This is a genomic window from Actinoplanes sp. URMC 104 (genome assembly GCF_051386375.1).
Lineage (GTDB): Bacteria > Actinomycetota > Actinomycetes > Mycobacteriales > Micromonosporaceae > Actinoplanes.
In genome coordinates this window covers 1610303-1636839 of the sequence record NZ_JBPQTO010000011.1, presented here as the reverse complement: position 1 = coordinate 1636839, position 26537 = coordinate 1610303, and the positions used below count along the sequence as shown (strand labels likewise).

Here is a 26537-nt window from a genome sequence, read left to right as displayed (position 1 = left end):
GTCGGATGGTCAGCGGCGCGGCGCGCCCGAGGCGAGCGCGAGATCCTGCTGCAGCACGTCGTACTGGCCCTTCGGGTTCAACTGCTCGTCGTAGATCAGAGCGGCGCCCTCCTGCGGGTCGGTGAACCAGCCGGGCACCCACGAGTAGGCGTCGCCGAAGCCCCACGGCGTGAACGAGATGCAGGCGCGGACGGCCAGGCACGCTTGCAGCGTGCGGGACCAGTAGCTTTCCTGGGCGTACGGGGCGAGCGCGTCGACCGGCTCGTTGACGGCGTCCGGCTTGGTCCGCGTGCGGACGTCCACCTCGGTGAGGGCGACCTTCAGCCCCAGGGCGGCGAAGCGCTCGAGGTTGTTCGCGAGGTCGGGGTAGCCGTACTCGGTGGAGAGGTGCCCCTGGAACCCGACGCCGTGGATCGGCACGCGCTGCGCCTGCAGCGAGCGCACCAGCGCGTACACGGCGTCGCTCTTCACCCCGGTGAACTCGAGGTTGTAGTCGTTGTAGAACAGCAGCGCCTTCGGGTCGGCCTGGTGCGCCCAGCGGAACGCGTCGGCGATGTAGCCGGTCCCGCCCCACGCCTTGTACCAGATCGACTGGCGGGGCTGGCCGTTGTCGTCGAAGGCCTCGTTGACGACGTCCCACTGCCAGATGTCGCCCTTGAAGTGGCGGACCTGGTCGAAGATGTGCTTCTTGAGGACCGCCTTCACCTCGTCGTTCGACAGGGTGGTCGTGGTGCCGTCGGACGACAGCCATGCGGGCAGCTGGTTGTGCCAGACGAGCGTGTGGCCGCGTACCAGCTGCTTGTTCTTCTTCGCGAAGGCGACGAGCTGGTCGGCCTTCTCCCACGTGTAGGTCCCGCGGACGGCCTCCACCTCGGCCCACTTCATCGCGTTCTCCGGGGTGACCGAGGAGAACTGCTCCGCGGTGATCTGCGTGTACTTCTCGTCGGTGCCGAGCAGGTCGGGGTTCACGGCCGTGCCGATGCGCAGGCCCACGCGGGCGGCGAGCGCACGGAGCGAATCGGCCGGGTACGCCGGCGAAGGTTTCGCGGCCGGCGGCGTGGCGCTTGCCGGGACGGAGCCGAGGAAGGCCAGCTGTCCGCCGAGCACCGCCACGGCGCTGACAACAGAGAGGGCTGTTCGAAAACGCACCGGAACTCCTTGCAAGAGGACGACGAGGACGAGGCGGGTCCGAAACTTCCGGAAACCTTCCGGAAGTAATGACTGGAATCTATGCGTCGTCTCTCGGGCCGGTCAAGAGTTCCGTCCCCGGACGGCAAGGAGCCGGCCGGGCGAGGCCCGGCCGGCTCCTGTCTCGATGGGTTCGGAGGCTGAGCGCAGCCTCAGCTCTGCTGCTCGGTGCTCCAGAGCTGCCACACCGTCGTGCGCACCGAGCGGGGCTGCTCCAGCACGACGCGGATCGTGTGGGCGACGTCCTCGGGACGCAGGTAGGCGTCGAGGTCCGGGGAGCCTTCGGTGCGGCCGGCGCCGATGGCGAACTCGGTGGCCGTCCCGGCCGGGCAGATCAGGGTGACCCGGGTGCCCTCGGCGCGCAGCTCGCGGTCGAGGGAGCCGGCCAGCCCGACCTGGGCGTGCTTGGTGCCCGCGTACACGGCCTCGTCGGCGCCGCCCCGGAACCCGGCCACCGAGGAGACGATGATGATGTCACCGCTGCCGTCCTGCGAGCGGAATTGCTTGACGGCCGACCGCACGCTCCAGACCGTGCCCAGGTAGTTGGTCTGGACCATCTCGGTCAGGGTGTCGTCGTCGAGGTCGAGGATGCCGCCGTACGCGCCGATGCCGGCGTTGGCGACCATCGTGTCGAGCCGGCCCCACTTGCCGACGGCCGCCTCGACCAGGGCGTCGCTCAGGCCGGGGTCGCGGACGTCGCCGACGACCGGCACGACCTTGTCCTCGCCGAGGTCACTGACGATCTTCGCCAGGCGGTCCTCGCGGCGGGCCGACACGGCCACCCGCGCACCGGCGTCGACCAGCGAGTAGGCGGAGGCCGCGCCGATGCCGGCGCTGGCGCCCGTGATCGCGACGACGGTGCCGTCCAGGGAACGGGTGGTGGCATAGGGCATGAGAACTCTCCCGGTTGAGATGACGATCTTTTTGTACGGCGCTTACCCAGTGTCTGCCGAAGTACGACTGCAGCCGGCTGCAAATCTGATTTCTCGCCCGGATGGCGAACGAGTCGGCGGGGCAGGGAACCGGAGATCGAGGGTCTAGAGTGGACGCGTGCTGGGAGTTGTCGCGGCCGCGCTTGGCGGGCCTGAAGTGTTGCAGGTGACCGAGCTGCCCAAGCCCGAGGCGGGGCCCGGGCAGGTGGTCGTCCGGATCCGCGCGGTCTGTGTGCACCCGGCCGACGTCGCCGCGACCACCGGGGAGATCCCGCTCGGGCCGGATGTGCCGCCGTTCTCGCCCGGGTGGGACATCGCCGGCGAGGTGGCCTCGGTCGGCCCCGGCACGGCGGACTTCGGGGTGGGCGATCGCGTCGTCGGGATGATCCCGTGGTACTCGACCCGCGGTGTGCCGGGCGGGTACGCCGAGTTCGTGGCGGCCGACGCGGACTGGTTGGTGCGGTTGCCGGACGGGCTCGACTTCGTGTCCGCGGCCACGGTGCCGCTCAACGCCCAGACCGCGCACCAGGGGCTGTCACTGGTGTCCCTGGCCATGCTTCCGGCCGGCAGCAGCATTCTGGTCACCGGCGCCGGCGGCGGTGTCGGCGGTTTCGCCACCCAGCTCGCCGTTCAGAGCGGCTTCCGCGTCCTGGCCCAGGCCGGCCACGCCGATGAGCAGTGGGTGCAGGAACTCGGCGCTCACGAGGTCGTTCCCCGTTCCGTCGACCTGTCCACGGTCGGGCCGGTGGCCGCGGTGTTCGACGCGGTCCCCGTCGGCGAGGCGGCAGCCGCTGCGGTCGAGGACAGGGGAGTCGTGGTCGCGACCCGGCCCACGCCGGCCATCGTTCCGGCCCGCGGTGTGCGCCAGGAGCTGCAACTCATCCGGCACGACCGCGAGCTGCTGGCCGACCTGGTGGAGCAGGTGGCGGCGGGCCGGCTGCGCACGCGCGTGGCGGCCACGATGCCGCTGACCGAAGCGGCCGACGCCCACCGGCGGGTGCTGGCCGGCGGCCTGCGCGGAAAAATCGTGCTGACGGTGGACTGACGCGCCGTCGTCACCGGTGAGGCGACGACTCCCGGTCCAGGTACGGATCGGCTTCGGCCCGGACCGTGAGACAGCTCGTGGGGATCGTGTCGACCATCGTGCCCGCTCCGTTCGGGCACCGGTAGCGGACCAGGGCCGCCCATTCGCAGGCGCTCTCGACCACGCCCGCACGACGGGCGCCGCTGCGGTGCACCCACACCGGGTCACCCGGCCGGCACGCGACCGCGGTCGGCGAGGCGGCCGGCCGGTACGTCCCGGTGTGCTCGCCGCTGTCGGTGGCCACGACCCAGGTGATGCCGGCCTTGTCGGTGGCGCCCGCGTGTCGCTTGGCGCTGAACATCGCCCGGTCCGCGCGGCGCAGCAGGCCGGGAAGGTCGGCGGAGCGCCCGGCCGGTACGACGCCGATCGAGGCGGTGACGGACAGGGTGTGGCCCTGCACGTCCATCGGGGGCGCGATCGCGGCGCTCAGCGAGCCGGCCACCCGGTGCCACCACGTCTCCGGGGCGTCGGCGTGCGGGGCGCGCGGCAGTGCGGCGAACTCGTCACCGCCGAGCCGGGCCACCAGATGGTCGCCGAGGCAGGCGGCCATGCGCCGGGCGACCACGCGGAGGACCTCGTCGCCGGCGTCGTGCCCGTACGTGTCGTTGATGGGCTTGAATCCGTCGAGGTCGAGGACCAGGACGGCCGGCGAGCAGCCGTCGCCGCGCAGCAGGTCGGGGGCGAGCGCGTGGAAGAGGCGGCGGTTGGCGAGTCCGGTGAGCTCGTCGTGGCCGGCCATCCATCGCAGCGAGGCGCGCTCCTGCTCCAGCCGCTGGACGTGCGCCGCGAGCTGGTCGATGCGAGCTTGCAGGCGCGCGATGTCGTCATCCGGCGGGGCGCCGCCCGTGTCGGCGGCTGCAGGGGCGAGGATCCGCATCGGCCGTCCTCTCAGAACTGCGGCGGACCAGCTGGAGCTGTCGAGTCGACGGCGAGGGATCGCCAAGCGCCACAAGGGAATCATGTCAGCCGGTCGAGGCGCGTGCAAGATTTCACGAGGACAGGTGTCACGGTGACGTGATGCATCGGAGGCGGGTTTCGGCTACTCTGAGTGCCGCCACTTTCGTGGTGAAAGGGTCTCGCGTATACCTAACGTGCATGTCTGCACGTCAAGGGGTCGCCGGACGGGGTGAAACGTCGCTTACCCACAGTGAGCAACGCCAGGGGGAGGGCACTGATGAGCAGCGAAACCGGCTGGGTCATCTCCAGCAGGTCGACGGGTAACGGCGGCAGTTGCGTCGAGGCGCGTCGCCAGGACGGCCGCATCGAGGTCCGTAACAGCAAGGCCCGCGAGGCCGGCACCGTGGTGTTCACGACCGAGGAGTGGGACTCGTTCCTGTTCGGCGCCAAGCGCGGCGAGTTCGACCGGCTCCTGACCGACTGATCACGGCAGGCGGCTCACCCCCACGGGAAAGAGAACTCCCCGACCGGTACGGAATCCCTGCGGATCAGCTCGAAGATCCGCCGGTACTCGTCGACCTCCACCTGCTCCTCCAGATAGAGCGCGCCGACGTGGGACTCGAGGTAGACCACGTCGGGATCGTCCGGGTCGTCGAACTCCAGGATCCGGAAGGCGCCGGCCATCGCCGCGTGCGCGCCGACCGCGAACGGCAGCACCCGGATGTCGATCGAGTCCTGCCCGGACAGCCGCCGCAGATGCTCGATCTGCCCCTTCCTCACCTGCTCGCCGCCGACCGGCCGGGTCAAGGCCCCCTCGCCGAGCACCGTCACGAGGCGGATCGGCGGGTTGCGGGCGAAGAGCGTCCTCTGCCGCTGCATGCGGAGGTTGATGTGGCGCTCGGCGATCTCCGTGTCGGCCGGCTGCTCGGCGCCGAAGATGGCTCGCGCGTACTCCGGGGTCTGCAGCTCGCCGGGAACGACCTCGCCGTCGTACCCGAACATCCGCGCCGCGGACGCCTCCAGCCCGACGTACAGCTTGAACCACTCGGGGATCACCGGGCTGGCGTCCCACCACTCCTGCTGCGACGTGCCCAGCGCGAGGTCGGCGAGCGCGTCGGTGATGCTCTGGTCCGCGCCGTAGAGCCAGCAGAGCGCGCGGACGTTGGCCCCGGTGACCGGCACCTTGCCCGTCTCGATGCGGTGCAGGGTCGGCTCCGAGATGCCCAGCCGCGCCTCGACCACGTCGCGCCGGCTCATCCCGGACGCCGTGCGGAGCCGCGTCAGCCGCCGCCCCAATGCCCGCCGCACGACGCGTTGGCCCGTGACCGGCACGCCTTACCTCCGCTCGGCCAACCCCTGTGGACGGTGACGCCGACTACCGTACCTGCGGCGCCGCGTCGCCGACAGCCGGGAGCTCGACGCCGGTCAGGTCCGCGCAGAGCGCGAGCAGCTGCTCCTGCAGGCCCTCGTCGTACGCCTGCGGGTTGGCCGGCAGCGACGTGCGGCGCTTGAAGTAGTGGCCGGTCACCGTGGCCGCCGGCTCGTCCGAGGTGGCGAGCCAGACCTGCGTCTCCGCGCCCTCCGGCAGGTCGTCGGTGGCGTCCGGGCCGCCCAGCCGGGTGCGGATCCAGCCCGGGTCGACCGCGTTGCTCAGGGTGCCGGGCCGGAGCCGGGCCACCGCGAAGGCGAGCATCACGTCGTACAGCTTGGAGTCGCTGTAGGCCTGCATCCCGTCCCACCGGCGGGCCTGCCACTGCGGGTCGTCGAGGCGCACCCGGCCGTCCGCCTCCAGCCCCGAGGTCAGATAGATCAGGCGGGCCGGCGTCGGCATGAGCGCGGTCAACAGGTACGGGGCGAGCGTGTTGACCTGGAAGATCCGTTCCAGGCCGTCCTCGGTGACCACCGGGGCGGACTGCCCACCGCCGACGCCGGCGTTGTGGATCACCACGTCGAACGGGCCCGCCCCGATCGCCCGGGCGGCCAGCTCGCGGGTCTGCGTCAGGGAGGCCAGGTCGCCGACGATCACGTCGTGCGCCTGCGGAACGGCCTTCCGGGCGTCCTCGGCCCGGCGCTCGTTGCGGGCGTGCACCGTCACCCGGTGCCCGTCCGCCGCCAGGATCTCGGCCGTGTGCCGCCCGATGCCGTCGCTGGAGCCGGTGATCAGAATCGTCGCCATGGCAGCCATCCTGCCGCATGCCCGACGGCCCGAGCCGCCTCGGGGAGGATCACCAGCCCATCGTGCCCGGGCCGCCCTTGAACGGACCGGCGATGCCGGAGGTGATCCAGCCCCCGTAGAAGTCGCCCTCCTGCGGCCGGACGAGCTCGCCGTCGACCCGGCATTCGTCGACGCGGCTCGGATAGAAGGCCACGGCCCCGGCCATCTCCGCGTACGCGGGAGTGGGGCGCTCGTACGACCAGCCGGCCCGGGGCACCCGGCCGTCGCCGACGGTCAGGTCCCAGTACGTCGCGTCGCCCTTGAACTCGCAGAACGAACCCCCGGCCGCCCGCGCCAGCACACCGGCCGCGATGTCGTCGCGCGGCACGTAGTAGACCGGCGGGTGCGAGGTCTCCAGCACCCGCCAGCAGCTGTCGCTGTCGGCTATCACCTGCCCCGCGTGGACCACCGAGACCCGAGCGGCCGTGCGCTCGAGCCGGGGCGGGCGAGGGTAGTCCCAGACCGATTCCATCGGCTCACCTTTCCACGCGAATGCATGCGTTCGCCGGCAGGGCCGCCTCCCGGCCGCGACGTTTCGGGGGTCAGCCCACGGCGGTGACGGTCAGGGTGTTGCCGCGGGGGCACAGCAGGTAGCCGGAGACGCCCTGGCAGGTCTGCTCGGCGAGCCGGTCGACCGTGCCGAGGGTGGTCTGCCGGCCGTCGGCCAGGTCGAGACGGTTCACGGCGGTCCGGTCGTACGGCGTTCTCGTCGCTCGCAGCAGCATCAGCGAGCCGGCCGGGTCGACCACGAACGCCTCCTGGCCGCCGAGCGGGCGGCCGATCGTGCGGCCGGTGGTGGCGTCGACCAGCACCGTCGTGGCCGAGGCCAGGTTGGCGGCGGCGGAGAGCAGCAGGCGGTCGGCGCCGAGGTCCCACACGAACCGCATGTCGTCGCGCCGCCAGGTCTCACGGCCGGTGACGGGATCGCGGCCGGCCACACCGCGCACGCCGGCCGTGCAGATCAGCGGGCCGCAGCCTGTGACGTAGCCGATCAGCTCGTCGGAGTGCCACAGCGGGCGCAGGTCGGCAGCGCGGTAGATGGTGGCAGCGGTCTGTGCGGACGCCGTGCGGACCACCACGAGCTGCGCGCCCGCCGGAAAGACCGTCGCGGAATACACCCCGTTCCAGGGGATGCGGCCGCGGTGGCGTACCGCGCCGTCGTCGTAGTCGTAGACGGTGGCATCGCCGGTGGCCGTCACCGAGACGACCGAGGCGGGCCGGCCACCCTCCGTGAGGACCGTCCACTCCTCGGCCGGGACGATCGACCGTCGCCACACCTGGCGGCCGTCGCGCAGCCCGAGCAGGCGCAGACCCGTTGTCGCGCCGGAGCGGCCGGTCTCGGCGAGCAGGACCTCGCCACCCACCGACGAGGGGGAGGAGGCGCCGGTGGCCTGCCAGAGCCGCGCGCCGGTCGCCGCGTCGAGCGCGATCGTGCGGGGTCCCGGCGAGGACGCGGGCGCATCGATCGGCAACGGACCGGCGGTCACCAGCACGACACCTCCGGCGGACCGGATGCCGTACGCGTCGCCGGTCGACGTGCTCCATCGCAGGCGGCCGGTGTGCAGGTCGTACGCGACGACCTCCGCTGGCCCGGAAGCACTGCTGCGGTTCAGGTAGACGGCTCCGCCGTCCATGGCCACGGTGTCGCTCGGCTGGAACGCCGTCGTCCAGAGCGGTCGCACCAGCGACGGCACGGGCGGCGCAGAGGCGGTCATCGCGGCCAGCCCCACCGCGGTCAGGACGGCCAGCACCAACCGGCGCAGCCGCGGCAGGTCGACGGGCGCGGCAGACGGCTCGGCGGCAGTCCCCGCGTCACCGAGGTCAATCAGAGTCATCGTCAGCCGACCACCGTCACCGCGCACCCGTCCCGCACCTGCTAGGCAAGATAGCTCGCCGACGCGGGCGGGACCAGCGCTTTACTATGAAACTAGGAAAGCAGTAAGGTGCCACCGTGTTCGTCTTCCGGCTCGACACCCACTCCGGCGTGCCGCCGTACCTGCAGCTCGTCCAGCAGGTCCGCCAGGCGGTGCTGCTCGGCTTCCTCCGGCCCGGTGACCGCCTCCCGCTCATCCGCGAGGTGGTCGAGGACCTGGCCATCAACCCGAACACCGTCGCCAAGGCGTACCGGCAGATGGAGCAGGAGGACCTGGTCACCGGCCGTCCCGGCCAGGGCACGTTCGTCAACGAGCAGCAGTCGGCCGTGATCCCGCCCTCGACGTACACGTCGCTGCGCCGCGGCCTGGCGACCTGGCTGCGCCGCGCCTACGCGGCCGGCCTCGACGAGCAGGCGGTCGACGCGCTCTTCACCTCCGTCCACCAGCAGACGCGAAACGAGGACGTGGCGTGACGGCGACCGGGTTAGCGCTGCGCACCGACGGGGTGGGCAAGCGGTACCGGAAGGGCTGGGCGCTGCGCGACTGCACCCTGGCCCTGCCCGCGGGCGGCGTGATCGCCCTGGTCGGTCCGAACGGCGCGGGCAAGACCACGCTGCTGCGCCTGGTCGTCGGGTTGCTGGCGCCGAGCACCGGCACGGTGGAGGTGCTCGGCCACGTCACCGCCGGCACCCCGCAGACGCTGTCCCGGGTCGGGTTCCTGGCCCAGGACCACCCGCTGTACAAGCGCTTCACCGTCGCCGAGATGCTCCGCTTCGGCCGGGCCTGCAACCTGCGGTTCGACCAGGGGCTGGCCGAGCGCCGGCTGGCGAGGCTGGGCATCCCGCTCGACCGCCGGGCCGGCACGCTCTCCGGCGGCCAGCAGGCCCAGGTCGCGCTGGCCCTGGCGCTGGCGAAGCGGCCGGACCTGCTCGTCCTCGACGAGCCGGTGGCCAGCCTCGACCCGCTGGCCCGGCACGAGTTCCTCCAGGTCCTCATGGGCGCGGTGGCCGAGGGCGGGGTGACCGTCCTGTTCTCCTCGCACGTCGTGCACGAGCTGGAGCGCGTCTGCGACCACCTGATCGTGCTCAACCAGGGCCGGGTCACGCTCACCGGTGACATCGACACCCTCCTCGCCGAGCACCGGCTGCTCGTCGGCCCGCGCACGGCCACCGACCCCGGCCGGGCCGGCGCCGTCGTGGAGGCCGTCCACAGCGACCGGCACACGACCCTGCTGGTGCGCGACGGCGGGATCCCGGCCGCGCCGGGGTGGCAGGCGCGGCCGGTCGCGCTCGAGGACCTGGTGCTGGCGTACCTGCGGCGGCCGTCGGGGGTGGCGGCATGACGTGGCTGATCTGGCGCCAGCACCGGGCCGAGGTCTGCGTCCTGGGTCTGCTCGTCGGCCTGTTCGGCATCGTCCTGCTCGCGCTCGGGACGCAGGCCCACGACCTGTTCCCCGGCGGTGCCGCCCGGTGCGCGGTCGAGGACTGCGCGGCCTCCTTCCGCCGGCTCGACGAGCAGTACGGGTACGTCGAGAACCTCCTGGCCGCTTTCTACCTGGTCCCCGTCGTCATCGGGGCGTTCCTCGGCGCGCCCCTGCTCGCGCGCGAACTGGAGGACGGCACCTGGCAGCTCGCCTGGACGCAGGCCGTGCCGCGGATGCGCTGGCTGGCCGCCAAGCTCGCGGCGCTGGCCGCGGTCACCGTCGTGCTCACCGGGACGTTCACCGCGGTGCTGACCTGGTTCCGTGAGCCGTTCGACGCGTGGGAAGGGCGTTTCCAGTACGACGCCTTCGACCTGGAGGGCCTCGTTCCGATCGCTTACGCGCTGTTCGCGTTCGGCGTCGCCACCGCCGCCGGGGCGATCCTGCGGCGCAGCCTGCCCGCGTTCGGCGTCGCGTTCGGCGCGTTCCTCGCCGCCCGGATGTCGGTGGCGCTGCTGGCCCGTCCCGCGTACGCCACCCCGCTCACCACCGAGGCGCCGGTGTCCGCCGACAGCTCGAAGGACCGCGTCGCCGACTGGGTGATCGAACGCGGCTACGCCGACGCCACCGGGCGCCGGCTGAGCTCGGCCGAGTACCACGACCTGGAGGCCGCCGCCGACCGGGCCGGCGCCAACCTCAACCAGTTCCTGCACGCCCGGGGCGTCCAGCAGGTCACCGTCCACCACCCGGCCGACCGGTTCTGGACGTTCCAGCTCATCGAGGCGGCCCTGTTCGCCGCCGTCGCCGTGGTCCTGATCGGCGTGGTGGTGTGGCGCGTCCGGCGCCGTACGATCTAGCACCGGGGGCGTCTCGCACATGCGCCGGCACTAGCATGGCCGGATCGCATCGACGGAAACGGAGACGATGATGGGTAGCGACGAGGGCAGCGAACGGCTCGGCCGGCCAGATCTCGACCCCACCCGGCCGCACCCCGCGCGGCGCTACAACTACTGGCTCGGCGGCAAGGACAACTTCCAGGCCGACCGGGACGCCGGTGACGCCATCGCCAAGGTGTTCCCGCACATCCGCACCGCCGCCCGGGAGAACCGGGCGTTCATGCAGCGGGCGGTGCGTCACCTCACCCGCGAGGCCGGCGTCCGGCAGTTCCTCGACATCGGCACCGGTCTGCCCACCGCGGACAACGTGCACGACGTGGCGCAAGGCATCGCCCCGGAGTCGCGCATCGTCTATGTGGACAACGACCCGCTGGTGCTCAGCCATGCCCGGGCCCTGCTGACCAGTTCGGAGGAAGGCGTCACCGCCTACATCGACGCCGACGTGCGTGACCCGGAGAAGATCCTCGCGGACCCTGCCGTCCGCAGCACCTTGGACTGGTCCCGGCCCATCGCGCTGCAGCTCGTGGCGATCATGCATTTCGTCGAGGACCATGAGGATCCCTACGGCATCGTGAGCCGGCTCGTCGCCGCCCTGCCGGCCGGCAGCTACCTGATGTTGTCGCACGCCACCTTCGACCCGCTCGACGCCGAGACGATCGCCGCCATGAACGCGATCAACGAGAACATCAAGCCCCGGTTCTGCCCGCGCACGCTTGCCGAGGTCTCCCGCTTCTTCACCGGTCTGGAGCTGCTGGAGCCGGGAATAGTCTCGGTGTCGGACTGGCGTCCCGAGCCGGGCCCGCGACCGACGGCGGCGGAAGCCACCGGCTACGGGGCGGTCGCCCGAGTCGGCTGAGGACCGGCGCCGGCTTCCCGTGCGGCACTCACCGTCCCCCGCGACGGTGAGTGCCTGACTTGTCCGCCGCACGGCCGCCGGTGATCGTGGCCGCACCTCGGTCAGCGCAGCAAGGCCTGGGACAGATCGGTGCCGAGCGCGTCGACGGCCGTCAGATCGAGGCGGTAGAGCACCGATCGGCCGTTCCGGTGGCGGTCCGCCGGCCCGGCCTGGTGCAGCGTGCTCAGATGCCGGGCCACACGGCTGCGCTGCAGGTGCCACTGGTGCCGCTGCTCGCCGACGACTTCCACCTCGTCGTCCCGTCGATGCCGGGGTTCGCCTTCAGCACTCCCGTCGTCGGCAGCGGCTGGACGATGGACCGGGTCGCCCGCGTGTACGACGTGCTGATGCGCCGGCTGGGCTACGACTCCTACGGCGCGCACGGCAGCGACGGCGGCGCGATGGTCGGCCGCGAGCTCGCGGTGCTCGACCCCGACGGGTTCCTGGGCGCGCACGTGCTCCAGCTGTTCTCCTTCCCCTCCGGCGATCCGGCGGAGTTCGAGGCGTTCGGGCCCGTACCAACACCTCGGCCGGCGCGGTTCGCTACCACTACGCCGAGCAGCACCCGCCGCGGGAGACAGTGGTCAGCCACGGCCGCCTCGGTGTCGCGATCTTCAAGGACGACTTCCGGACCATCCGACCGCTCGCCGAGCGCGACAACACCGGAATCGCGCACTGGGGCGGAGTTCGATCGCGGGGGCCACTTCGCGGTCCTCGAGGTGCCCGAGCTGGTCGCCCGGGACCTGCGGGCCTTCTTCGGCTGACCACCGGGGACGGCCCCGAGACGTACGTCGAAATACGCGTCGGCGTTACGCATATTTCTCCACCATGCTCGTCGCGGGATAGAGGAATGCAAGTCGTTCGTGATATTCCTGGTGGCACATCACCGACGGAAATCACGGGGGAACAGTTGAAACGTTGGGGTGCCGCACTGGCGTGCGGCCTGATTCTGGCGTCCGGGCTCACCGGCACCGCGTACGCCGCCGAGCCGCAAGCCGCCGCGGCCGCGGAGCCGGTCGCCGCCGCGGCCGCCGAACCCACCGCCACACCGACGACTCCGCAGCCGTCGCCGACCACCGCGTGCGCGTCCCTGGTCGAGGGGCACTTCGGGCGGCTGGCGGCCGACCAGATCGGCTCCGGCACGATCGCCCGCGGCGAGACCCGCTGCCACGCCGTCCGGCTCACCGCCGGCCGCCACTTCATCCAGTTCACCGGCTTCACCGCGCTGCGCTCGGCGACCCTGCAGAACGCGCAGGGCGCCACGGTCTGCACCGCCCCGCCGGGCTACCAGTGGGAGTGCGACGTCCCGGCGGCCGGCGACTACACGGTCGTGGTGCAGAACCTGCGCGGCCCCACGCCGGTCGACTACAAGGTCGCGGTGACGTCGGAGGACCCCGCCCGCTGCACCACGCGCGCCGGCACGGCGTGGAACGCGGCGCCCGTCCGCATTCCCGCGGTCGGCGTGGAGGTGCAGTGCGTGCGGTTCACCGGATCGGCCGGCGAGCGGATCCTGGCGTACAGCAGCTCCGGCCGGATCGCCATCCGCGACGCCGCCGACCAGCCCGTCTGCACCGTGCCCACCGAGCGCAACGCGCCGTGCGAGCTCGCCGCCGACGGGCTCTACCGCGCGATCTCCGTGGCCGAGCCGGGCCGGACGACCAGCGAGATCCAGGTCCGGTCGCTCAGCCCGGTGAAGGGCTGCCCCACGGTCCGTCCGGGCAAGTTCGGCGCGACGCCCGGCGACCGCAGCGCCGTCCGGTGCCGCACGCTCAAGGTCACCGAGCCCGGCACATACTTCGTCGGCACCGTGGACGCCACCGGGGCCGACCAGACCTTCGTGATCATGGCCGCCGACGGCGGCCTGCCGTGCAGCACCAGCGGGTACCCGTACGTCGACGGGAACACCTGCACATTCACCGCGGCGGGCAGCTACACCCTGATCATCGACAGCCTGAGCTCCCGGATCTGGGACGCCCCGTTCACGACCACCTTCGTCCCGTACGCGACGGCGCCGGGCTGCACGACCATCTCCGCGTTCGGCCTGGACGAGCCGGGTAAGCGCGGCCGTTTCCGGGCGGCCGGTCAGGTCGACTGCTACCAGTTCGAGATTCCGGACGGCCTGGAGACGCACCTGGTGTACCCGGCCGGCGCGACCGGCGCGGCGAGCCCGCTCCCGCGCGTCTACGGTGACGACGGCACGCTGCTCTGCTCGTCGCTCGACTGCCCGCTGAGCGGCTCCAAGACGTACCAGCTGCTGTTGACCGCCCCCGGCGGCGCGACCGGCGACTACGTGTTCGCCCTGCGGCGCAACGCGATCAGCGAGAGCTGCCGGCCGTGGACGCCGGACGTGGTCGCCCAGTTCGGCCGGGACAGGTTCACGAACTGCTTCACCTTCACGCCCGACAAGAACGGTGAGATGGACATCGCCATCGAGCGGCTGTCCGGCTCCAACACGGTGGACGCCGTGGTCGACTACGGCGCCGGGCCGCCCTGCGACATCGGTACGGCGACCACGGTCACCTGTCCGCTCCAGACCGTCCTCACCACCACGCTCGTGCTGACCGGCCAGCCGTCGGCGGCGCGCTACCGCATCACCAGGACCGAGCGCGGCGAGACACCGCCGCCGCCGACCGATCCGCCGCCGCCGGCCACGTGCGGACCGGTGTCGTCGTTCAGCGAGAGCCGCTACGGACCGCTGTCGGCCGACCAGATCGCCACGGCCACCGTCCCGCCCGGCAAGCTCGGCTGCCACCCGATCCGGCTCACCGCCGGGTGGCACACCATGCGGATCGACGGGCCGCCGCTGCCCGGCTGGGGCTTCGTCCGCGACGCCGACGACAATGTGGACTGCCTGCTGCAGCGGGGCAGGTTGTTCTCCTGCCACGTCAGCGCGACCGGCGACTACACGATCCAGCTGAGCAACGCCTCCGGCACGACCGATTTCAGCTATCGCCTCGTCGCCACCTACCGTGACCCGGCGGACTGCACCACCGGGATCAGTACGGCGTGGAACGCGCCCGCCGTGCGGCTGCCGCAGAGCGACCCGCTGGAGTCGCACTGCGTACGGTTCGACGCCTCCGCCGGTGAGAAGGTGATCGGTTTCGCCGAGAACGGCAGCGTCGAAGTGAACAAGGCGGACGGCACCCCGGTTTGCGGCTTCCCCTGGCGCTCGACCAACCCGCCGTGCGAGCTGACCGACGGCGGCACCTACACGGCGTCGAGCCACGGGGCCGCGGGCAAGGACTCCGACGAGATCCAGATCCGGTCGGTCACCGCGCCGGTGGGCTGCCCGGTGGTCGAGCCGGGCACGCCGTCGCGCGACCCGTTCAGCGACGTCCGCTGCCGGCGGGTCACGATCCCGGCGGCCGGCACCTACGAGGTGCGCGCCGTCAGCGAGTCGGGGGAGCAGCGGTCGGTCGTCGCGCTGACCGAGCAGGGCACCCCGGCGTGCGGCTCGAACGGCACGGTCACCGACTCGAGGTGCGCCTTCCCGGCCGCGGGCACGTACACGCTGATCATCGACGGCAACACCGCAGCCATCAAGGGCGGCGCCTTCTCGGCGACGGTCGCCGCCGTCGAGTAACCCGGTGCAGAGGCCGGCTCGCGGGATGCGGGCCGGCCTTTTGCATGCCCGGCCTTCTGCCGATGAGTGCTTGGAGCGCCGCCGTGACGCCGAGCCCGGGCGATCATAGGCCGCCGGACGGCCATATGTCGACATGACATATAGGTTCAGTAGGAGATTGCGCTAATCCCTATTACTCCCATAGGCTTTGCAGCACCTCCTCCTGGCGCACCGTCCGAAAGGTCGTCCCATGACCACCACTGAACCGACCGCGGCCGCGGCCGCGCCCGCCTCCACCGGGCCGAGCGACGAACTGCCCGCCGGCGCCGTCTCCGGCCTCGGCGTCTTCGCCCAGGGCCTCGCAGCGGCCGCGCCCAGCGTCGCCATCGCCAGCGTCCCCGGCTCGCTGTTCCTCATCTCCGGCAAGGGCGCCTTCTGGGCGGCGATCGTCGGTGGCGCGCTCGTCTATCTCATCGCCGCCCTGATCGCCTTCCAGGCTCGGCGGACCGTCTCGTCGGGCTCGCTCGGCACGTACGCCGGAAACGGCCTCGGTCCGGTCGCGGCCTTCGTCACCGGGTGGGCTCTCATCCTCGGCTACATCGGCTTCGCCGCGGCCGGTGTGCTGGGGGCCGTGCTCTACTTCAACGCGTTCCTGCAGGAGATCGGGCTGCCCACCGATCACCTCGCGGTCAAGGTGCTCCTGCTGGTCCTGGCCTCGGCGGCGGCGTTCTACTTCCCGTTCCGCGGGGTGAGCGTGTCGGTCAAGCTGGGCTTGGCCTTCGAGGTGGTCTCGCTGACGGCCATCTTCGTCATCCTGGTCGCCTCCTATGTGCACTACGGCGCGAACCTCGACGCCGAGCAGTTCAGCCTGAGCCATCTCGGGGCCAGCACCACGCTGATCGCGGCGGTCACCGCTGTCGGCTCGTACGCCGGATTCGAGAGCTCCGCCTCCCTCGGCCACGAGGCCAGCAACCCCCACCGCAGCGTTCCGCGGGCCATCCTGCGACTGGTCGTCATCCTGTCCGCGCTGTACCTGTTCGCCACCTACCCCGAGGTGCTCGGCTTCCAGGGTCCGCGGCTGCTCGACGCCGACAGCACCCCGCTGCCAGTCGTCGCCGAGAACGCCGGCGTCAGCTGGGTCAACTACGCCGTCACGCTCTCGCTGGGCACGGCGATGATCGTTTTCTCGGCGGCCGTGATCAATTCGGGCGCCCGGAGCCTCTTCACGCTGGCCCGCGAGCGCGCGTTGCCCGCTTCGCTGAGCAAGGTTCACCCCAGCTTCCGTACGCCGTACGTCGCCATCGCCTTCGTCAGCGCCGTGGGCTTCGTGCTCGGGCTGATCGGCACGCTGAACTCGGTCGGCCGGTTCCAGTGGGACGTCTACGTCGGCGTCGTCTCCAGCTACGCCTACCTGTTCGCCTACCTCCTGGTCGCCATCGCCACCCCGCTGTGGCTGCGCAAGATCCGGGCGCTCACCCCGGCCGCCGTGGTGGTCGCCGTGCTCGCCACCGGCGGCATCCTCTACGTGATCTACAAGAACCTGATCCCGGTCCCCGAAGGCGCCTACCGCTACCTGCCGTACGTGTTCGTGGCTCTGCTGCTGGTCGGCCTGGTCCGCTTCCTGCACCTGCGGGCCACCCGCCCCGAGGTCGCCCGCCAGGTCGGCTCGATCCAGACCCTGTCCGAGGCCGAGCAGGAGCGCCTGGCCGACCTGGGGCTCCTCGACGCCGTCAACGGCAGCCACCGCCCCGCGGCGGAGGTCTGAGTCGTGCCGATCCACCTGCACTGGTATCTGCCGACCAACGGCGACAATCGGGACATCGTCGGGTCGGGCGACGGCTCGCAGAAGAGCCTGGGCGCGGTGCGCTCGGGATTCCGGCCGCCGACGATCGACTACCTCGGCGGCATCGCGCGGGCGGCCGAGCAGCTCGGCTACGAGGCGGTGCTCACGCCGACCGGGACGTGGTGCGAGGACGCCTGGATCACCACGGCGGCGCTGTCGGCCGTCACCACCCGGCTCAAGTTCCTGGTGGCGTTCCGCCCCGGGCTCATCTCGCCGACCCTCGCCGCCCACCAGGCGGCGACCTTCCAGCGGATCTCGGGCGGGCGACTGCTGCTCAACGTCGTCACCGGCGGCGACTCCAACGAGCAGCGGCGATTCGGTGACCACCTCGACCACGACCAGCGGTACGCGCGGACCGAGGAGTTCCTCACCGTGCTCCGCGGGGTGAGCGACGCTGCCGAGCCGTTCGACTTCCACGGTGAGCACTTCGACATAGACCAGGCGTCGATCCCGTTCGCCCCGCACGAGCCGCCGGCCATCTTCTTCGGCGGGGCCAGCCCGGCGGCCGAGCGGGTGGCGGCGCGGACCGTCGACACCTACCTGGCCTGGGGCGAGCCTCCGGCACAGATCGCCGAGCGGCTGGCCCGGGTCCGCAAGCTCGCCGAGGAGGCCGGGCGGAGCATCTCGTACGGGATCCGGTTCCACGTCCTGAGCCGGGACACGTCGGCGCAGGCGTGGGCCGAGGCGGACCGGCTGCTCGAGCGGATCGATCCCGACCGCGTCGAGCAGACCCAGAAGCTGCTGGCCGCCAGCGAATCCGTTGGCCAGCAACGGATGCAGGCCCTGCACGGTGGCGACCGGCGCAACCTCGAGATCTACCCCAACGTCTGGGCCGGCTACGGCCTCGTCCGCGGCGGGGCCGGAACCGCCATCGTCGGCAGTCACACCGAGGTGGCCGACCGCATCGCCGAGTACCACGACCTCGGGATCGACCACTTCATCCTCTCCGGGCAGCCGCACCTCGAGGAGGCCTACTACTTCGCCGAGGGCGCCGCCGCGGAACTGCGCAGCCGCGGGCTGATCAAACAGATCGGAGCACCGTCATGACCATCGCCAGCTCCACGTCCCCGCTGTTCGAGAAGGCCGAGCCGTCGGCCTTCCTCAGCGATGACGACTACCGGAGGTTCCACGACCGGGCCGCCGGCTACGACCGGGAGAACCGCTTCTTCATCGAGGACTTCGAGGAGTTGCGGGCCAAGGGCTATCTGCGCGCCGCCCTGCCGGCCGGGCACGGGGGCGGCGGGCTCGGCATCACCGCGCTCTCCCGCGAGCAGCGCCGGCTGGCGTACTGGGCGCCGGCCACGGCCCTCGCCGTCAACATGCACCTCTACTGGACCGGGCCCGCCGCGGAGCTCACGACGACCGGCGTACAGGACCTGGACTGGCTCCTGAAGGCCGTTGCGGACGGGCAGGTGCTCGCGGCGGGGCACGGCGAGCGGGGCAACGACGCCGGCCTCGACGACTCGGTCACCCGCGCGACGCCCCAGCCCGACGGCTCGTACGTGGTGAGCGGGCGCAAGACCTTCACCTCGCTCTCGCCCGTCTGGGACAGGCTGGGCATCCACGCCCGCGACGACTCCGACCCCGGCCGCCCGCGCATCGTGCACCTGTTCGTGAACCGCGCGTCGGCCGGCGTCACCACCGAGAAGACCTGGGATGCCCTGGGCGTGCGGGCCACGGCCAGCGACGACACCGTGCTCGACAACGTGCACGTCCCCGCCGATCAGGTCGTCGCCGTGCACGAGCCGGGACAACCGTATCCGCCGTACGTGGCCGGGATCTTCCAGTGGTACCTGCCGCTCGTGGCCAACGTGTATTTCGGCATCGCGCGCCGGGCCCTCGACCTGGCCGAGCTGACCGCGCAGGAACGCGATTCGCTGGCGCTGAAGGGGCAGAAGCACGCCGACAAGCCGGCCGTCCAGCGCCAGGTGGCCCAGGGCGAGATCCTGCTCGACGCCGCCTGGTCGCTGCTGGAGCGGGCCACGGCCGACCTCGACGCCGGCGCCGACCACGGCGACTGGTGGACCCCGAGGCTGTTCGCCGTCAAGGAGTTCACCGTCACCACCGCGCGGCAGGTGGTCGACATCGCCGTCCAGGTCGTCGGGGCGTCGTCGGTGAGCCGCGCCAACGAGCTCGAGCGGCTCTACCGCGACGTCCGCACCGGCAGCCTGCACCCGCCGAACACCGACCTCGTCCTGGACGTCATCGGCCGTACCGCCGTCCACCGGTTTTCCTGAGAGGCGTCACCCATGTCCATCGAGATCAGGCCGTTGACCACCCCGGACGAAGTGAACGCCGGGTTCGGCGTCTTCCTGCGGGCGATGGTCGGCCTGCCGTTCCGCGACCTCGACGCCGGGGAGCTGACCGAACCCGGTCGCTACCTCGGCGCGGTGGAGGCGGGCCAGGTGGTCGCCAGTGCCGACTCGTACACGAGCTGGCTGGTCGTCCCCGGCGGCGCCCGCGTCCCGCACGCCGCGGTCACCCACGTCGGCGTCCTGCCCACCCACCGGCGGCGGGGGATCGTCAGCGACCTCCTCGCCCGCCAGCTGCGCGACGTCGCCGGCCGCGGTGAGGTGGTCGCCTCGTTGCGCGCCTCGGAGGCGGTCATCTACGAGCGTTTCGGGTACGGCGTGGCGAGTTCCGCCCAGTCCGCGCGGGTACGCCTCCGGCGGGCCGTGCTCCGCCCGGAGGTACCGCCGGGCGGGGCCGTCCGCCTGGTCGACGGCGCCGTGACCACGGACCTGCTCGACGGCATCTACTCGCGGGCTGCGTGGACCGGGGCGATCCGCCGGCCGGAGGGCTGGTGGCGGCTCGAGCAACGTCTGCGCGAGGCCGACAGCGTCACCAGCTACGTGGTGGTGCACAGCACGGACGGGGCCGACGACGGCTACGCGATCTATCGCCCCGAGAACACCGGCAGCTGGTTCGGCAGCCCCGAGAAGGTCGTGACGGTCGGCGACTTCGTGGCCCTCGACGACAACGCGCGGACCGGGCTGTGGCGCCACCTGCTCTCGCTCGACCTCGTCGATGTGGTCGCCTTCACCGCGCTGGCGGTCGACGACCCGCTGCCGCTCGCGGTGACCGACCGGCGGGCGGTCGAGCTGGGCGGCGCGCACGACGAGACCTGGCTGCGGCTCGTCGACGTCGAGGCGGCCCTGCGTGCCCGGACCTTCGCCGACGAGGAGGCCGTGGTGATCGAGGTGACCGACGCCGTGCTCCCCGCCAACCAGGGCAGCTACGAGGTCGGCCCGAAGTCGGTGTCGCGCACCACCGCGGCACCCGATCTCACCGTCGACGTGGCCACTCTGGCCGCCACCTATCTGGGCGGCACGAGCTGGCGTCACCTGGCGGCGGTGGGCCGGGTCGACGTGCACACGCCCCAGGCCGTACGCCGGGCCGACGCGCTCTTCGCCGTTGACGCGCAACCCTTCGCGGGCACGGTGTTCTGATGATCCTCTCCGCCTTCACCATGTCGACGGTGTCGCACGGCAACGCCGGCCTCTGGCGGCATCCGGACGACCGGACCGCCGGGTACACCAAGCTCTCCTACTGGGTGGACCTGGCCCGCCGGCTCGAGGCGGGCGGCTTCGACCTGCTGTTCATCGCGGACGCGGTGGGGCAGCTCGACGTCCACGGCGGCGACGCCCGGGCCGCGCTCGAACGGGGTGTGCAGACGCCGGTGACCGATCCGCTGCTCGTTGTCTCGGCCATGGCGGCGGCCACCGAGCGGCTCGGCTTCGGCGTCACCGTCTCCACCACGTACGAGCATCCGTATCTGCTGGCCCGCAAATTCAGCACGCTCGACCACCTCACCGGCGGGCGGATCGGCTGGAACGTCGTCACGTCGCTGCTGGACAGCGCGGCCCGCAACATCATCGGCCGGGACCGCCAGATCGGCCACGACGAGCGCTACGAGATCGCCCAGGAGTTCCTCGACGTCACCTACCAGCTGTGGGAGGGCTCCTGGGAGGACGACGCGGTGGTGCGCGACCGCGAGCGGGGCGTCTTCACCAACCCGGACAAGGTGCACGCCATCGGGCACAGCGGCAAGTACTTCTCGGTTCCGGGCGCCCATCTGGTCGAACCGTCGCCGCAGCGCACACCGCTGCTGTTGCAGGCCGGCACCTCCCCGGCCGGCCGCGCCTTCGCCGCCCGCAACGCCGAGGTCGTCTTCGCCGCCGACCCCCGGCCGGAGGTGCTGCGCCGCAACATCGCCGACATCCGTGAGCAGGCGGCGGGCTTCGGGCGCAAGCCGGAGCATCTCAAGTTCCTCACGTCGGTCACGGTCGTCGTCGACCGGACCGACGAGGCCGCCCGGGCCAAGGCGGCCGAGCTGCGGCGGTATCGCGACACCCGCGGCGCGCTCGTGCTGCTGTCGGCCCTCACCGGGGTCGACTGGTCCAGGTACGACCTGGACCGGCCGATCGAGCAGTTCGAGACCGACGCCAGCCGCTCGGTGCTGGCCGCCGTCGACGATCCCTCGCTGCGGGAGCGGCTCACCCTGCGCGATTACGTCGGCGGGCTCAGCGGGTTCGGCGGCGAGGCCGTGGTGGGCAGTGCCGCCACCGTGGCCGACCGGCTGGAGGCGTACGCCGAGGCGACCGGCGTGGACGGCTTCAACTTCGCCTATCTGACCACGCCCGGCACGTTCGACGACATCGCCGAGCATCTGATCCCGGAGTTGCGGCGCCGCGGCCACGTCCGCGACCACAGCCGGCGTGCCGGTGTGCGGGACGCCGTGTTCGGTGCCGGCCCGCGGCTTCCCGACGACCACCCCGGCGCGGTCCACCGCCGTACGCCCAGCCCCGCAGGAGAGCCCCGATGACCCGTCAACTGCACCTGCTGGTGCTCGGCAACCCCCGCTTCGGCAGCTCGTGGCGCTATCCCGGCGTCGTCAACGGACCGGCGGCCGTCCTCGAGTCGCTCGTCGAGACGGCCCGGACGGCCGAGCGCGGAACCTTCGACGCCATCTTCTTCGCCGACACGCTCAACTACGGGCCCGAGGCGGCCTGGGCGCACAAGGCGACCGAGGACTTCGAGCCGTTCACCACGACGGCCGCGCTGTCGCGCGAGACCGAACGGCTGGGACTGGTCGTCACCGGCTCGGCGACCTTCCAGGCGCCTTACCACCTGGCCCGGCAGCTCATCTCGCTCGACCACCTCAGCGGCGGCCGCGCCGGGTGGAACGTGGTGACCAGCTTCGCCGAGGCGGCCGCGGCCAACTTCGGCGAGGGCGGTGTCGTCGCGCACGACGAGCGCTACCGCATCGCCGGCGAGACCCTCGAAGTCGTCCGGAAGCTCTGGGACTCGTGGGGACCGGACACCGTCGTGGAGGACCGCACGGCCGGCGTCTACAACGACCGCAAGGCCATCCGCGTGCCCGAGCACAAGGGCGAGTTCTTCTCGGTCCGGGGGCCGCTGGGAGCTGCGCCGTCCCGGCAGGGCCACCCGGTCATCTTCCAGGCCGGGTCGTCCACCGCGGGCCGGGCCTTCGCCGCCCGCCACGCCGAGGTCGTCTTCACCGGGCAGAGCGACGTCGACCGGGGGCGTGCCTTCGTCGAGCGCATCCACCAGGAGGCGACCGCCTACGGCCGGCCTGCGCCCCCGTTGGTGACGCCGTCGCTCGGCTTCATCGTCGGCTCCACAGAGGACGAAGCGAAAGCCCTGGAGCGTACGGTCTTCGAGCACTTCATCCCCGAGTATCAGATCGGCTGGCTCCAGGAGGTGGACATCGACCTCACCGGGGCCGACCTGGACGGGCCGGTGCCGTTGTCGGCCTTCGCCGCGTCGACCGAGACCCACCGGACGGCGCTCGACGGCTACCGCGCACTGGCCACGCAGGGCAACCCGACCGTACGGGAGTTCCTGTTCCGTACCGTGACGGCCTTCGGGGCCCGCGTGGCCGGGTCGCCCGAGCAGGTCGCCGACGAAATCGAGCGCTGGTTCACCGGACGCGCCGCCGACGGCTTCATCCTGAACCCGTCGGGCCTGCCGGGGCAGCTCGACGTGTTCGTCGACCACGTGGTGCCGATCCTGCGCCGCCGCGGGTTGTTCCGGCACGAGTACGAGGGGGAGACGTTGCGCGAGCACCTCGGCGTCGGCTCGGCGCCGCGATCCTGATCTCAAGAGGTTGACTCGGGTTCGATCCCCGTGCGATCGTCTCAGTATTCCTACTTCTCCGGTATGCAAAGCAGGCGTTGGGCCTGTTCCGGGCCGTTCTTCCGGCCTGATCCTCTGCCGGCTCTTCCCAGGTGCGATGCCGCGCCTTTCTTGCTCGACGAAAGGACCCACCAGTCATGGCCCTACCCAAGCGCGCGACGCTTGCCGGGACCGCCGCCCTCGTGACCGCCGCCCTGCTGGCCGGCTGCGGTGGCGGCTCGGGCTCCGGTGGCGCGGCGGCCGCGGACTCGAAGCCTCGCGACGGTGGCACGCTCATCGTCGGCCAGTACCAGGAGGTCACGCAGTTCGACCCGAACCGCCAGTACTCCTGGGAGACCTGGCGGATCGACCGCAACATCTACGAGACCCTGGTCAACGAGGACCTCACCGCGCCGACCGGCGTACCCAAGATCGTGCCGGGCCTGGCCGAGTCGTGGACGGTCAGCCCCGACGCCACGACGTACACCTTCAAACTGCGCCGGAACGTGAAGTTCACCGACGGTACGCCCTTCGACGCGAAGGCCGTCGAGTTCAACGTCCGCCGCTTCAGCGACCCGAAGTTCGAGTACTACGACAAGGTCAGCGCCGCCACCATGTCGCTGGTCTACGCCGACCTCGCCTCGTTCAAGGTGGTCGACGACCACACCGTCCAGTACGTCTTCAAGAAGCCGTTCCTCGACTACCTGCGGCAGATCCCGAACAGCGGCAACGCCGCGTCCGGCATCTTCAGCCCCGAGGCGCTCAAGAAGTACGGGCAGGACGGGCTGGCCGACAACCCGGTCGGCACGGGGCCGTTCAAGTTCCAGGAGCGGGTCCGCGGCGACCACACCACGCTGGTGCGCAACCCGGACTACTGGGGCGCCCGGCCGCACCTCGACAAGGTGATCTTCAAGCCGATCGGTGACGACCAGAGCCGGGTGGCCGCGCTGCGCAGCGGGGCCGTCGACCTGATCAGCCGCGTGCCCCCGGACTCGGTGCAGACACTGGACAAGGCCGGCTTCGCGGTGCCCGAGAACAAGAACGTCCCGCAGATCATCTACTACAGCTTCAACTACGCGAACAAATATCTGCAGGACAAGAGGGTGCGCCAGGCGATCATCCAGGCCGTCGACCGCAAGACCCTGGCCGAGAAGATCTACAAGGGCTACGCGACCCCGGCGACCTCGATCCTCAACCAGGGCAACGAGGCCTACGACGCCTCGGCCGTCGACTACCCGTACGACCCCGGGGCCGCCAAGAAGCTGATCGCCGACGCCGGCTACCAGCCGGGCGAGGTCGCGTTCACGATCCTGAGCGACACCACCGGGCAGCCCACCGCGGAGTTCATCCAGCAGCAGCTCAAGGCCGTCGGCATCGAGGCCTCGGTCGAGTCGTTCGAGTGGATCACGTACGGCACGCGCTCGGCCAACCTCAAGCCGACCGACGGCATCAACCTCGGCGAGTGGGGCTACATCGCGCCGAACTGGGTGAAGATCGCGCACAACTACGCCGTGGTGAACCGGGACGGGGACAAGTACTCCGACACCAGCTCGGCGACCACCAAGGCGATCGACGCCGCCGCCTACAACTCCGACCCGGCCAAGTCCAAGCAGCTGTGGCAGACCGCGGCCCAGACCTGGGCCAGGGACGCGACGATCTTCCCGCTGCTGTCGTTCAACCGCTACTACGCCGTGGCGCCGCGCGTCGGCGGGTTCGTGTGGCCGCAGCAGGACCACTACGACCTGTCGAAGGTGTGGGTGGCCGACTGATGACCCGCCGGATCCTGTGGCGGCTGGTCAACCTGGTCCCGCTCCTGATCGTGATCAGCGTGCTGGTCTTCTTCATCGCGAAGGCCGGCCCGGCCGACCCCATCAAGGACGTGATGAGCCAGAAGATGTCGCCCGAGCAGATCGAGCAGATCCGTCAGGCGTACGGGCTGGACCAGCCCGCCTGGTCGCAGTACCTGCACTGGGTGGGGGACATGTTCACCAACGGCGGGGGCATCTCGCTCAGCGTGCGCAGCCCGGTCTCGGGCATCGTGTGGCCGGCGTTCGTCAACACGCTCATCCTGGGCGCGGCGACGACGGTGGTGACGGTCGTGCTCGGCGTGCTGATCGGCTTCGTGTCCGGGATCCGGCACGGCCGGCTCGTCGACCGGGCTGCGATGCTGCTGGTCCAGATCGGCAGCAACCTCCCCATCTACTGGTTCGGTCTGATCGTCATCTGGCTGACCGCGGTCCGCTACCAGTGGCTGCCGGCCGGCGGCATGCACGACCTGCGGGGTGACGGCGGCCTCGGCGACCTCCTGCTGCATCTGATCGCCCCGGCCTTCGCCGCCTCACTGGTCTCGATGCTGATCATCGCGCGGTTCGTCCGGGCCGCGGTCGTCGAGAGTGCGGAGTCCGACTACATCCGCACCTACCGCTCGCAGGGCTTCGGCCGCGGGGCGATCCTCGGCAAGCACATCGGCCGCAACATCCTGCCGCCGATCGTCAACACGACCGGCCTCACGGTCGGCTCGGTCATCACCGGCGTGGTGTTCGTCGAGACCATCTTCTCGTGGCCGGGGCTGGGCAGCGTGCTGCTCAACGCGATCGCCGGCTCGGACTACCCGGTGATCCAGTCCGGCATCCTGCTGGTCGCCACCACGTTCGTGATCGTCAACCTGGTCACGGACGTGGTGCTCGACCTGCTCAACCCCCGGCTCCGGCACGGTGGCGCATGACTGCCGTGAGTGTTGCGCCGCCCCGCCTGCGGCGGTCGCCGGCCGCGCGGTTCGTCCGCAACCGCGAGGCCCTGCTCGGCCTGCTCGTGCTGGTCGCCGTGGTCGGCATCTCGGTACTGGCCCCGTGGCTGGCGCCGCACGACCCGAACGCCGGCGACCCGCTGGACGTGCTCTCGCCGGTCGGCACGCCGGGGCACCTGCTCGGCACCGACGACCAGGGCCGCGACGTGCTCAGCCGGCTCCTGTACGGAGGCCGGGGCGCACTGGTCGTCTCGATCGTGTCGGTCGCGACGGCGTTGCTGATCGGCACCCTGATCGGGTTGTACGGGGCGTTCGCCGGTCGCCGCACCTCGAACCTGCTGATGCGCGGCATCGACCTGCTGTTCGCCTTCCCGGTGATCCTCGTGGCGCTGTCGCTGGCCGCGATCGTGCGGCCCGGCCCCTGGGTGCTGATCGGCACGGTGATCTTCGGCGCCGTGCCGTACGTGACCCGCATCGTGTACGCCGAGGCGAAGATCGAGCGGGAGAAGGACTACGTGGAGGCGGCGCGCTCGCTGGGCGCCTCCGAGGCGGAGATCCTGCGCACCGAGGTGCTGCCCAACCTCGTCTCCTCGGTCGTCATCTACGGGACCAGCCTGGTCGGCGTCAACATCGTCTTCACCGCGAGCCTGAGCGCGCTCGGCCTGGGCATCCAGCCGCCCGACGCGGACTGGGGTCGCATGATCTCCGAGGGCGCCAAGGTCCTGGTCAACGGCAGCCCGGGCGTCGCCACCTTCCCCGCCGTCGCCATCCTGCTCGTCGCCCTGGCCTTCAACTGGCTCGGCGACGGCCTGCGCGACGTCCTCAACCCGTGATCGGCAGGTGATCG

The 26537-nt window shown here is 71.5% G+C and carries 25 protein-coding genes; 17 read left to right on the top strand and 8 right to left on the bottom strand.

Annotation, left to right across the window (positions count from 1 at the left end; genetic code table 11):
• Nucleotides 1-9: 9 nt before the first annotated feature.
• Complete coding sequence (locus ACSNN8_RS33305; protein ID WP_436654001.1) at nt 10-1149, bottom strand: endo-1,4-beta-xylanase; 1140 nt, start codon at nt 1147-1149, stop codon at nt 10-12.
• A 191-nt stretch (nt 1150-1340) separates the two neighbouring features.
• On the bottom strand, nt 1341-2081 hold the full coding sequence (locus tag ACSNN8_RS33300) for an SDR family oxidoreductase (protein WP_436653999.1): 741 nt from the start codon (nt 2079-2081) through the stop codon (nt 1341-1343).
• A 157-nt stretch (nt 2082-2238) separates the two neighbouring features.
• Between ACSNN8_RS33300 and ACSNN8_RS33295 the strand changes: the two genes are divergently transcribed.
• Complete coding sequence (locus ACSNN8_RS33295; RefSeq protein WP_436653997.1) at nt 2239-3165, top strand: NADP-dependent oxidoreductase; 927 nt, start codon at nt 2239-2241, stop codon at nt 3163-3165.
• A 10-nt stretch (nt 3166-3175) separates the two neighbouring features.
• Here ACSNN8_RS33295 and ACSNN8_RS33290 read toward each other — a convergent pair whose 3' ends face one another.
• Nucleotides 3176-4081, bottom strand: coding sequence for a diguanylate cyclase domain-containing protein (locus tag ACSNN8_RS33290; protein ID WP_436653995.1), 906 nt, complete (start codon nt 4079-4081; stop codon nt 3176-3178).
• A gap of 297 nt (nt 4082-4378) precedes the next feature.
• Between ACSNN8_RS33290 and ACSNN8_RS33285 the strand changes: the two genes are divergently transcribed.
• Nucleotides 4379-4585 carry a DUF397 domain-containing protein gene (locus ACSNN8_RS33285; RefSeq protein ID WP_436653994.1) on the top strand — a complete coding sequence of 69 codons (207 nt, stop codon included), beginning with the start codon at nt 4379-4381 and terminating at the stop codon, nt 4583-4585.
• Between the two features lie 14 nt (nt 4586-4599).
• Here ACSNN8_RS33285 and ACSNN8_RS33280 read toward each other — a convergent pair whose 3' ends face one another.
• The 4 genes from ACSNN8_RS33280 to ACSNN8_RS33265 all read right to left on the bottom strand — a co-directional run bounded on the left by ACSNN8_RS33280 (nt 4600) and on the right by ACSNN8_RS33265 (nt 8151).
• Nucleotides 4600-5409 carry a helix-turn-helix domain-containing protein gene (locus ACSNN8_RS33280; protein ID WP_436655496.1) on the bottom strand — a complete coding sequence of 270 codons (810 nt, stop codon included), beginning with the start codon at nt 5407-5409 and terminating at the stop codon, nt 4600-4602.
• Nucleotides 5410-5476: 67 nt separating this feature from the next.
• On the bottom strand, nt 5477-6277 hold the full coding sequence (locus tag ACSNN8_RS33275) for an SDR family NAD(P)-dependent oxidoreductase (RefSeq protein ID WP_436653992.1): 801 nt from the start codon (nt 6275-6277) through the stop codon (nt 5477-5479).
• Nucleotides 6278-6326: 49 nt separating this feature from the next.
• Complete coding sequence (locus ACSNN8_RS33270; RefSeq protein ID WP_436653990.1) at nt 6327-6788, bottom strand: DUF427 domain-containing protein; 462 nt, start codon at nt 6786-6788, stop codon at nt 6327-6329.
• 70 nt (nt 6789-6858) lie between these two features.
• Entirely contained in the window at nt 6859-8151 is a 1293-nt protein-coding gene (locus tag ACSNN8_RS33265; protein ID WP_436653988.1) for an outer membrane protein assembly factor BamB family protein, read from the bottom strand.
• Between the two features lie 116 nt (nt 8152-8267).
• Between ACSNN8_RS33265 and ACSNN8_RS33260 the strand changes: the two genes are divergently transcribed.
• From ACSNN8_RS33260 to ACSNN8_RS33245, 4 genes are all read left to right on the top strand, one after another.
• A complete protein-coding gene (locus ACSNN8_RS33260) occupies nt 8268-8663 on the top strand; it encodes a GntR family transcriptional regulator (protein ID WP_436653986.1) in 396 nt (131 codons plus the stop codon).
• Entirely contained in the window at nt 8660-9532 is an 873-nt protein-coding gene (locus ACSNN8_RS33255) for an ABC transporter ATP-binding protein (protein WP_436653984.1), read from the top strand. The genes ACSNN8_RS33260 and ACSNN8_RS33255 overlap by 4 nt, the downstream gene beginning before the upstream one ends.
• Nucleotides 9529-10467 carry an ABC transporter permease subunit gene (locus ACSNN8_RS33250; protein ID WP_436653983.1) on the top strand — a complete coding sequence of 313 codons (939 nt, stop codon included), beginning with the start codon at nt 9529-9531 and terminating at the stop codon, nt 10465-10467. The genes ACSNN8_RS33255 and ACSNN8_RS33250 overlap by 4 nt, the downstream gene beginning before the upstream one ends.
• Nucleotides 10468-10537: 70 nt before the next feature.
• A complete protein-coding gene (locus tag ACSNN8_RS33245; protein ID WP_436653981.1) occupies nt 10538-11362 on the top strand; it encodes an SAM-dependent methyltransferase in 825 nt (274 codons plus the stop codon).
• Nucleotides 11363-11463: 101 nt separating this feature from the next.
• Here ACSNN8_RS33245 and ACSNN8_RS33240 read toward each other — a convergent pair whose 3' ends face one another.
• Entirely contained in the window at nt 11464-11652 is a 189-nt protein-coding gene (locus ACSNN8_RS33240; protein ID WP_436653979.1) for a hypothetical protein, read from the bottom strand.
• Here ACSNN8_RS33240 and ACSNN8_RS33235 point away from each other — a divergent pair.
• The 11 genes from ACSNN8_RS33235 (at nt 11626) to ACSNN8_RS33185 (ending at nt 26523) form a co-directional block, all read left to right on the top strand.
• Nucleotides 11626-12165, top strand: a complete 540-nt coding sequence (locus ACSNN8_RS33235) for an alpha/beta fold hydrolase (protein ID WP_436653977.1) — start codon at nt 11626-11628, stop codon at nt 12163-12165. The genes ACSNN8_RS33240 and ACSNN8_RS33235 overlap by 27 nt on opposite strands.
• 146 nt (nt 12166-12311) lie before the next feature.
• On the top strand, nt 12312-14984 hold the full coding sequence (locus ACSNN8_RS33230; protein ID WP_436653976.1) for a hypothetical protein: 2673 nt from the start codon (nt 12312-12314) through the stop codon (nt 14982-14984).
• 229 nt (nt 14985-15213) lie between these two features.
• Nucleotides 15214-16728, top strand: coding sequence for an APC family permease (locus ACSNN8_RS33225; protein ID WP_436653975.1), 1515 nt, complete (start codon nt 15214-15216; stop codon nt 16726-16728).
• A 3-nt stretch (nt 16729-16731) separates the two neighbouring features.
• Nucleotides 16732-17853 (top strand): LLM class flavin-dependent oxidoreductase, encoded by a 1122-nt coding sequence (locus ACSNN8_RS33220; protein WP_436653974.1) that lies wholly within the window; start codon nt 16732-16734, stop codon nt 17851-17853.
• Complete coding sequence (locus tag ACSNN8_RS33215) at nt 17850-19043, top strand: acyl-CoA dehydrogenase family protein (RefSeq protein ID WP_436653972.1); 1194 nt, start codon at nt 17850-17852, stop codon at nt 19041-19043. Before ACSNN8_RS33220 ends, ACSNN8_RS33215 begins: the two co-directional genes overlap by 4 nt.
• Before the next feature lie 12 nt (nt 19044-19055).
• Complete coding sequence (locus ACSNN8_RS33210) at nt 19056-20255, top strand: GNAT family N-acetyltransferase (protein ID WP_436653971.1); 1200 nt, start codon at nt 19056-19058, stop codon at nt 20253-20255.
• Entirely contained in the window at nt 20255-21631 is a 1377-nt protein-coding gene (locus ACSNN8_RS33205; RefSeq protein ID WP_436653969.1) for an LLM class flavin-dependent oxidoreductase, read from the top strand. The genes ACSNN8_RS33210 and ACSNN8_RS33205 overlap by 1 nt, the downstream gene beginning before the upstream one ends.
• The gene (locus ACSNN8_RS33200; protein ID WP_436653968.1) at nt 21628-22926 is read left to right on the top strand and encodes an NtaA/DmoA family FMN-dependent monooxygenase; all 1299 of its coding nucleotides are present in this window, start codon (nt 21628-21630) and stop codon (nt 22924-22926) included. Before ACSNN8_RS33205 ends, ACSNN8_RS33200 begins: the two co-directional genes overlap by 4 nt.
• Before the next feature lie 176 nt (nt 22927-23102).
• Nucleotides 23103-24713 (top strand): ABC transporter substrate-binding protein, encoded by a 1611-nt coding sequence (locus tag ACSNN8_RS33195; protein WP_436653966.1) that lies wholly within the window; start codon nt 23103-23105, stop codon nt 24711-24713.
• Nucleotides 24713-25669, top strand: a complete 957-nt coding sequence (locus ACSNN8_RS33190; protein WP_436653964.1) for an ABC transporter permease — start codon at nt 24713-24715, stop codon at nt 25667-25669. The genes ACSNN8_RS33195 and ACSNN8_RS33190 overlap by 1 nt, the downstream gene beginning before the upstream one ends.
• A complete protein-coding gene (locus ACSNN8_RS33185; RefSeq protein ID WP_436653962.1) occupies nt 25666-26523 on the top strand; it encodes an ABC transporter permease in 858 nt (285 codons plus the stop codon). The genes ACSNN8_RS33190 and ACSNN8_RS33185 overlap by 4 nt, the downstream gene beginning before the upstream one ends.
• Nucleotides 26524-26537 lie beyond the last annotated feature (14 nt).

Bases quoted from the DNA above. Each gene is read 5' to 3' on its own strand.
- ACSNN8_RS33300 (WP_436653999.1), bottom strand. From the start codon at position 2,081: ATGCCCTATGCCACCACCCGTTCCCTGGACGGCACCGTCGTCGCGATC.
- ACSNN8_RS33290 (WP_436653995.1), bottom strand. From the start codon at position 4,081: ATGCGGATCCTCGCCCCTGCAGCCGCCGACACGGGCGGCGCCCCGCCG.
- ACSNN8_RS33285 (WP_436653994.1), top strand. From the start codon at position 4,379: ATGAGCAGCGAAACCGGCTGGGTCATCTCCAGCAGGTCGACGGGTAAC.
- ACSNN8_RS33275 (WP_436653992.1), bottom strand. From the start codon at position 6,277: ATGGCGACGATTCTGATCACCGGCTCCAGCGACGGCATCGGGCGGCAC.
- ACSNN8_RS33270 (WP_436653990.1), bottom strand. From the start codon at position 6,788: ATGGAATCGGTCTGGGACTACCCTCGCCCGCCCCGGCTCGAGCGCACG.
- ACSNN8_RS33265 (WP_436653988.1), bottom strand. From the start codon at position 8,151: ATGACTCTGATTGACCTCGGTGACGCGGGGACTGCCGCCGAGCCGTCT.
- ACSNN8_RS33250 (WP_436653983.1), top strand. From the start codon at position 9,529: ATGACGTGGCTGATCTGGCGCCAGCACCGGGCCGAGGTCTGCGTCCTG.
- ACSNN8_RS33245 (WP_436653981.1), top strand. From the start codon at position 10,538: ATGGGTAGCGACGAGGGCAGCGAACGGCTCGGCCGGCCAGATCTCGAC.
- ACSNN8_RS33225 (WP_436653975.1), top strand. From the start codon at position 15,214: ATGACCACCACTGAACCGACCGCGGCCGCGGCCGCGCCCGCCTCCACC.
- ACSNN8_RS33215 (WP_436653972.1), top strand. From the start codon at position 17,850: ATGACCATCGCCAGCTCCACGTCCCCGCTGTTCGAGAAGGCCGAGCCG.
- ACSNN8_RS33210 (WP_436653971.1), top strand. From the start codon at position 19,056: ATGTCCATCGAGATCAGGCCGTTGACCACCCCGGACGAAGTGAACGCC.
- ACSNN8_RS33205 (WP_436653969.1), top strand. From the start codon at position 20,255: ATGATCCTCTCCGCCTTCACCATGTCGACGGTGTCGCACGGCAACGCC.
- ACSNN8_RS33200 (WP_436653968.1), top strand. From the start codon at position 21,628: ATGACCCGTCAACTGCACCTGCTGGTGCTCGGCAACCCCCGCTTCGGC.
- ACSNN8_RS33195 (WP_436653966.1), top strand. From the start codon at position 23,103: ATGGCCCTACCCAAGCGCGCGACGCTTGCCGGGACCGCCGCCCTCGTG.
- ACSNN8_RS33190 (WP_436653964.1), top strand. From the start codon at position 24,713: ATGACCCGCCGGATCCTGTGGCGGCTGGTCAACCTGGTCCCGCTCCTG.
- ACSNN8_RS33185 (WP_436653962.1), top strand. From the start codon at position 25,666: ATGACTGCCGTGAGTGTTGCGCCGCCCCGCCTGCGGCGGTCGCCGGCC.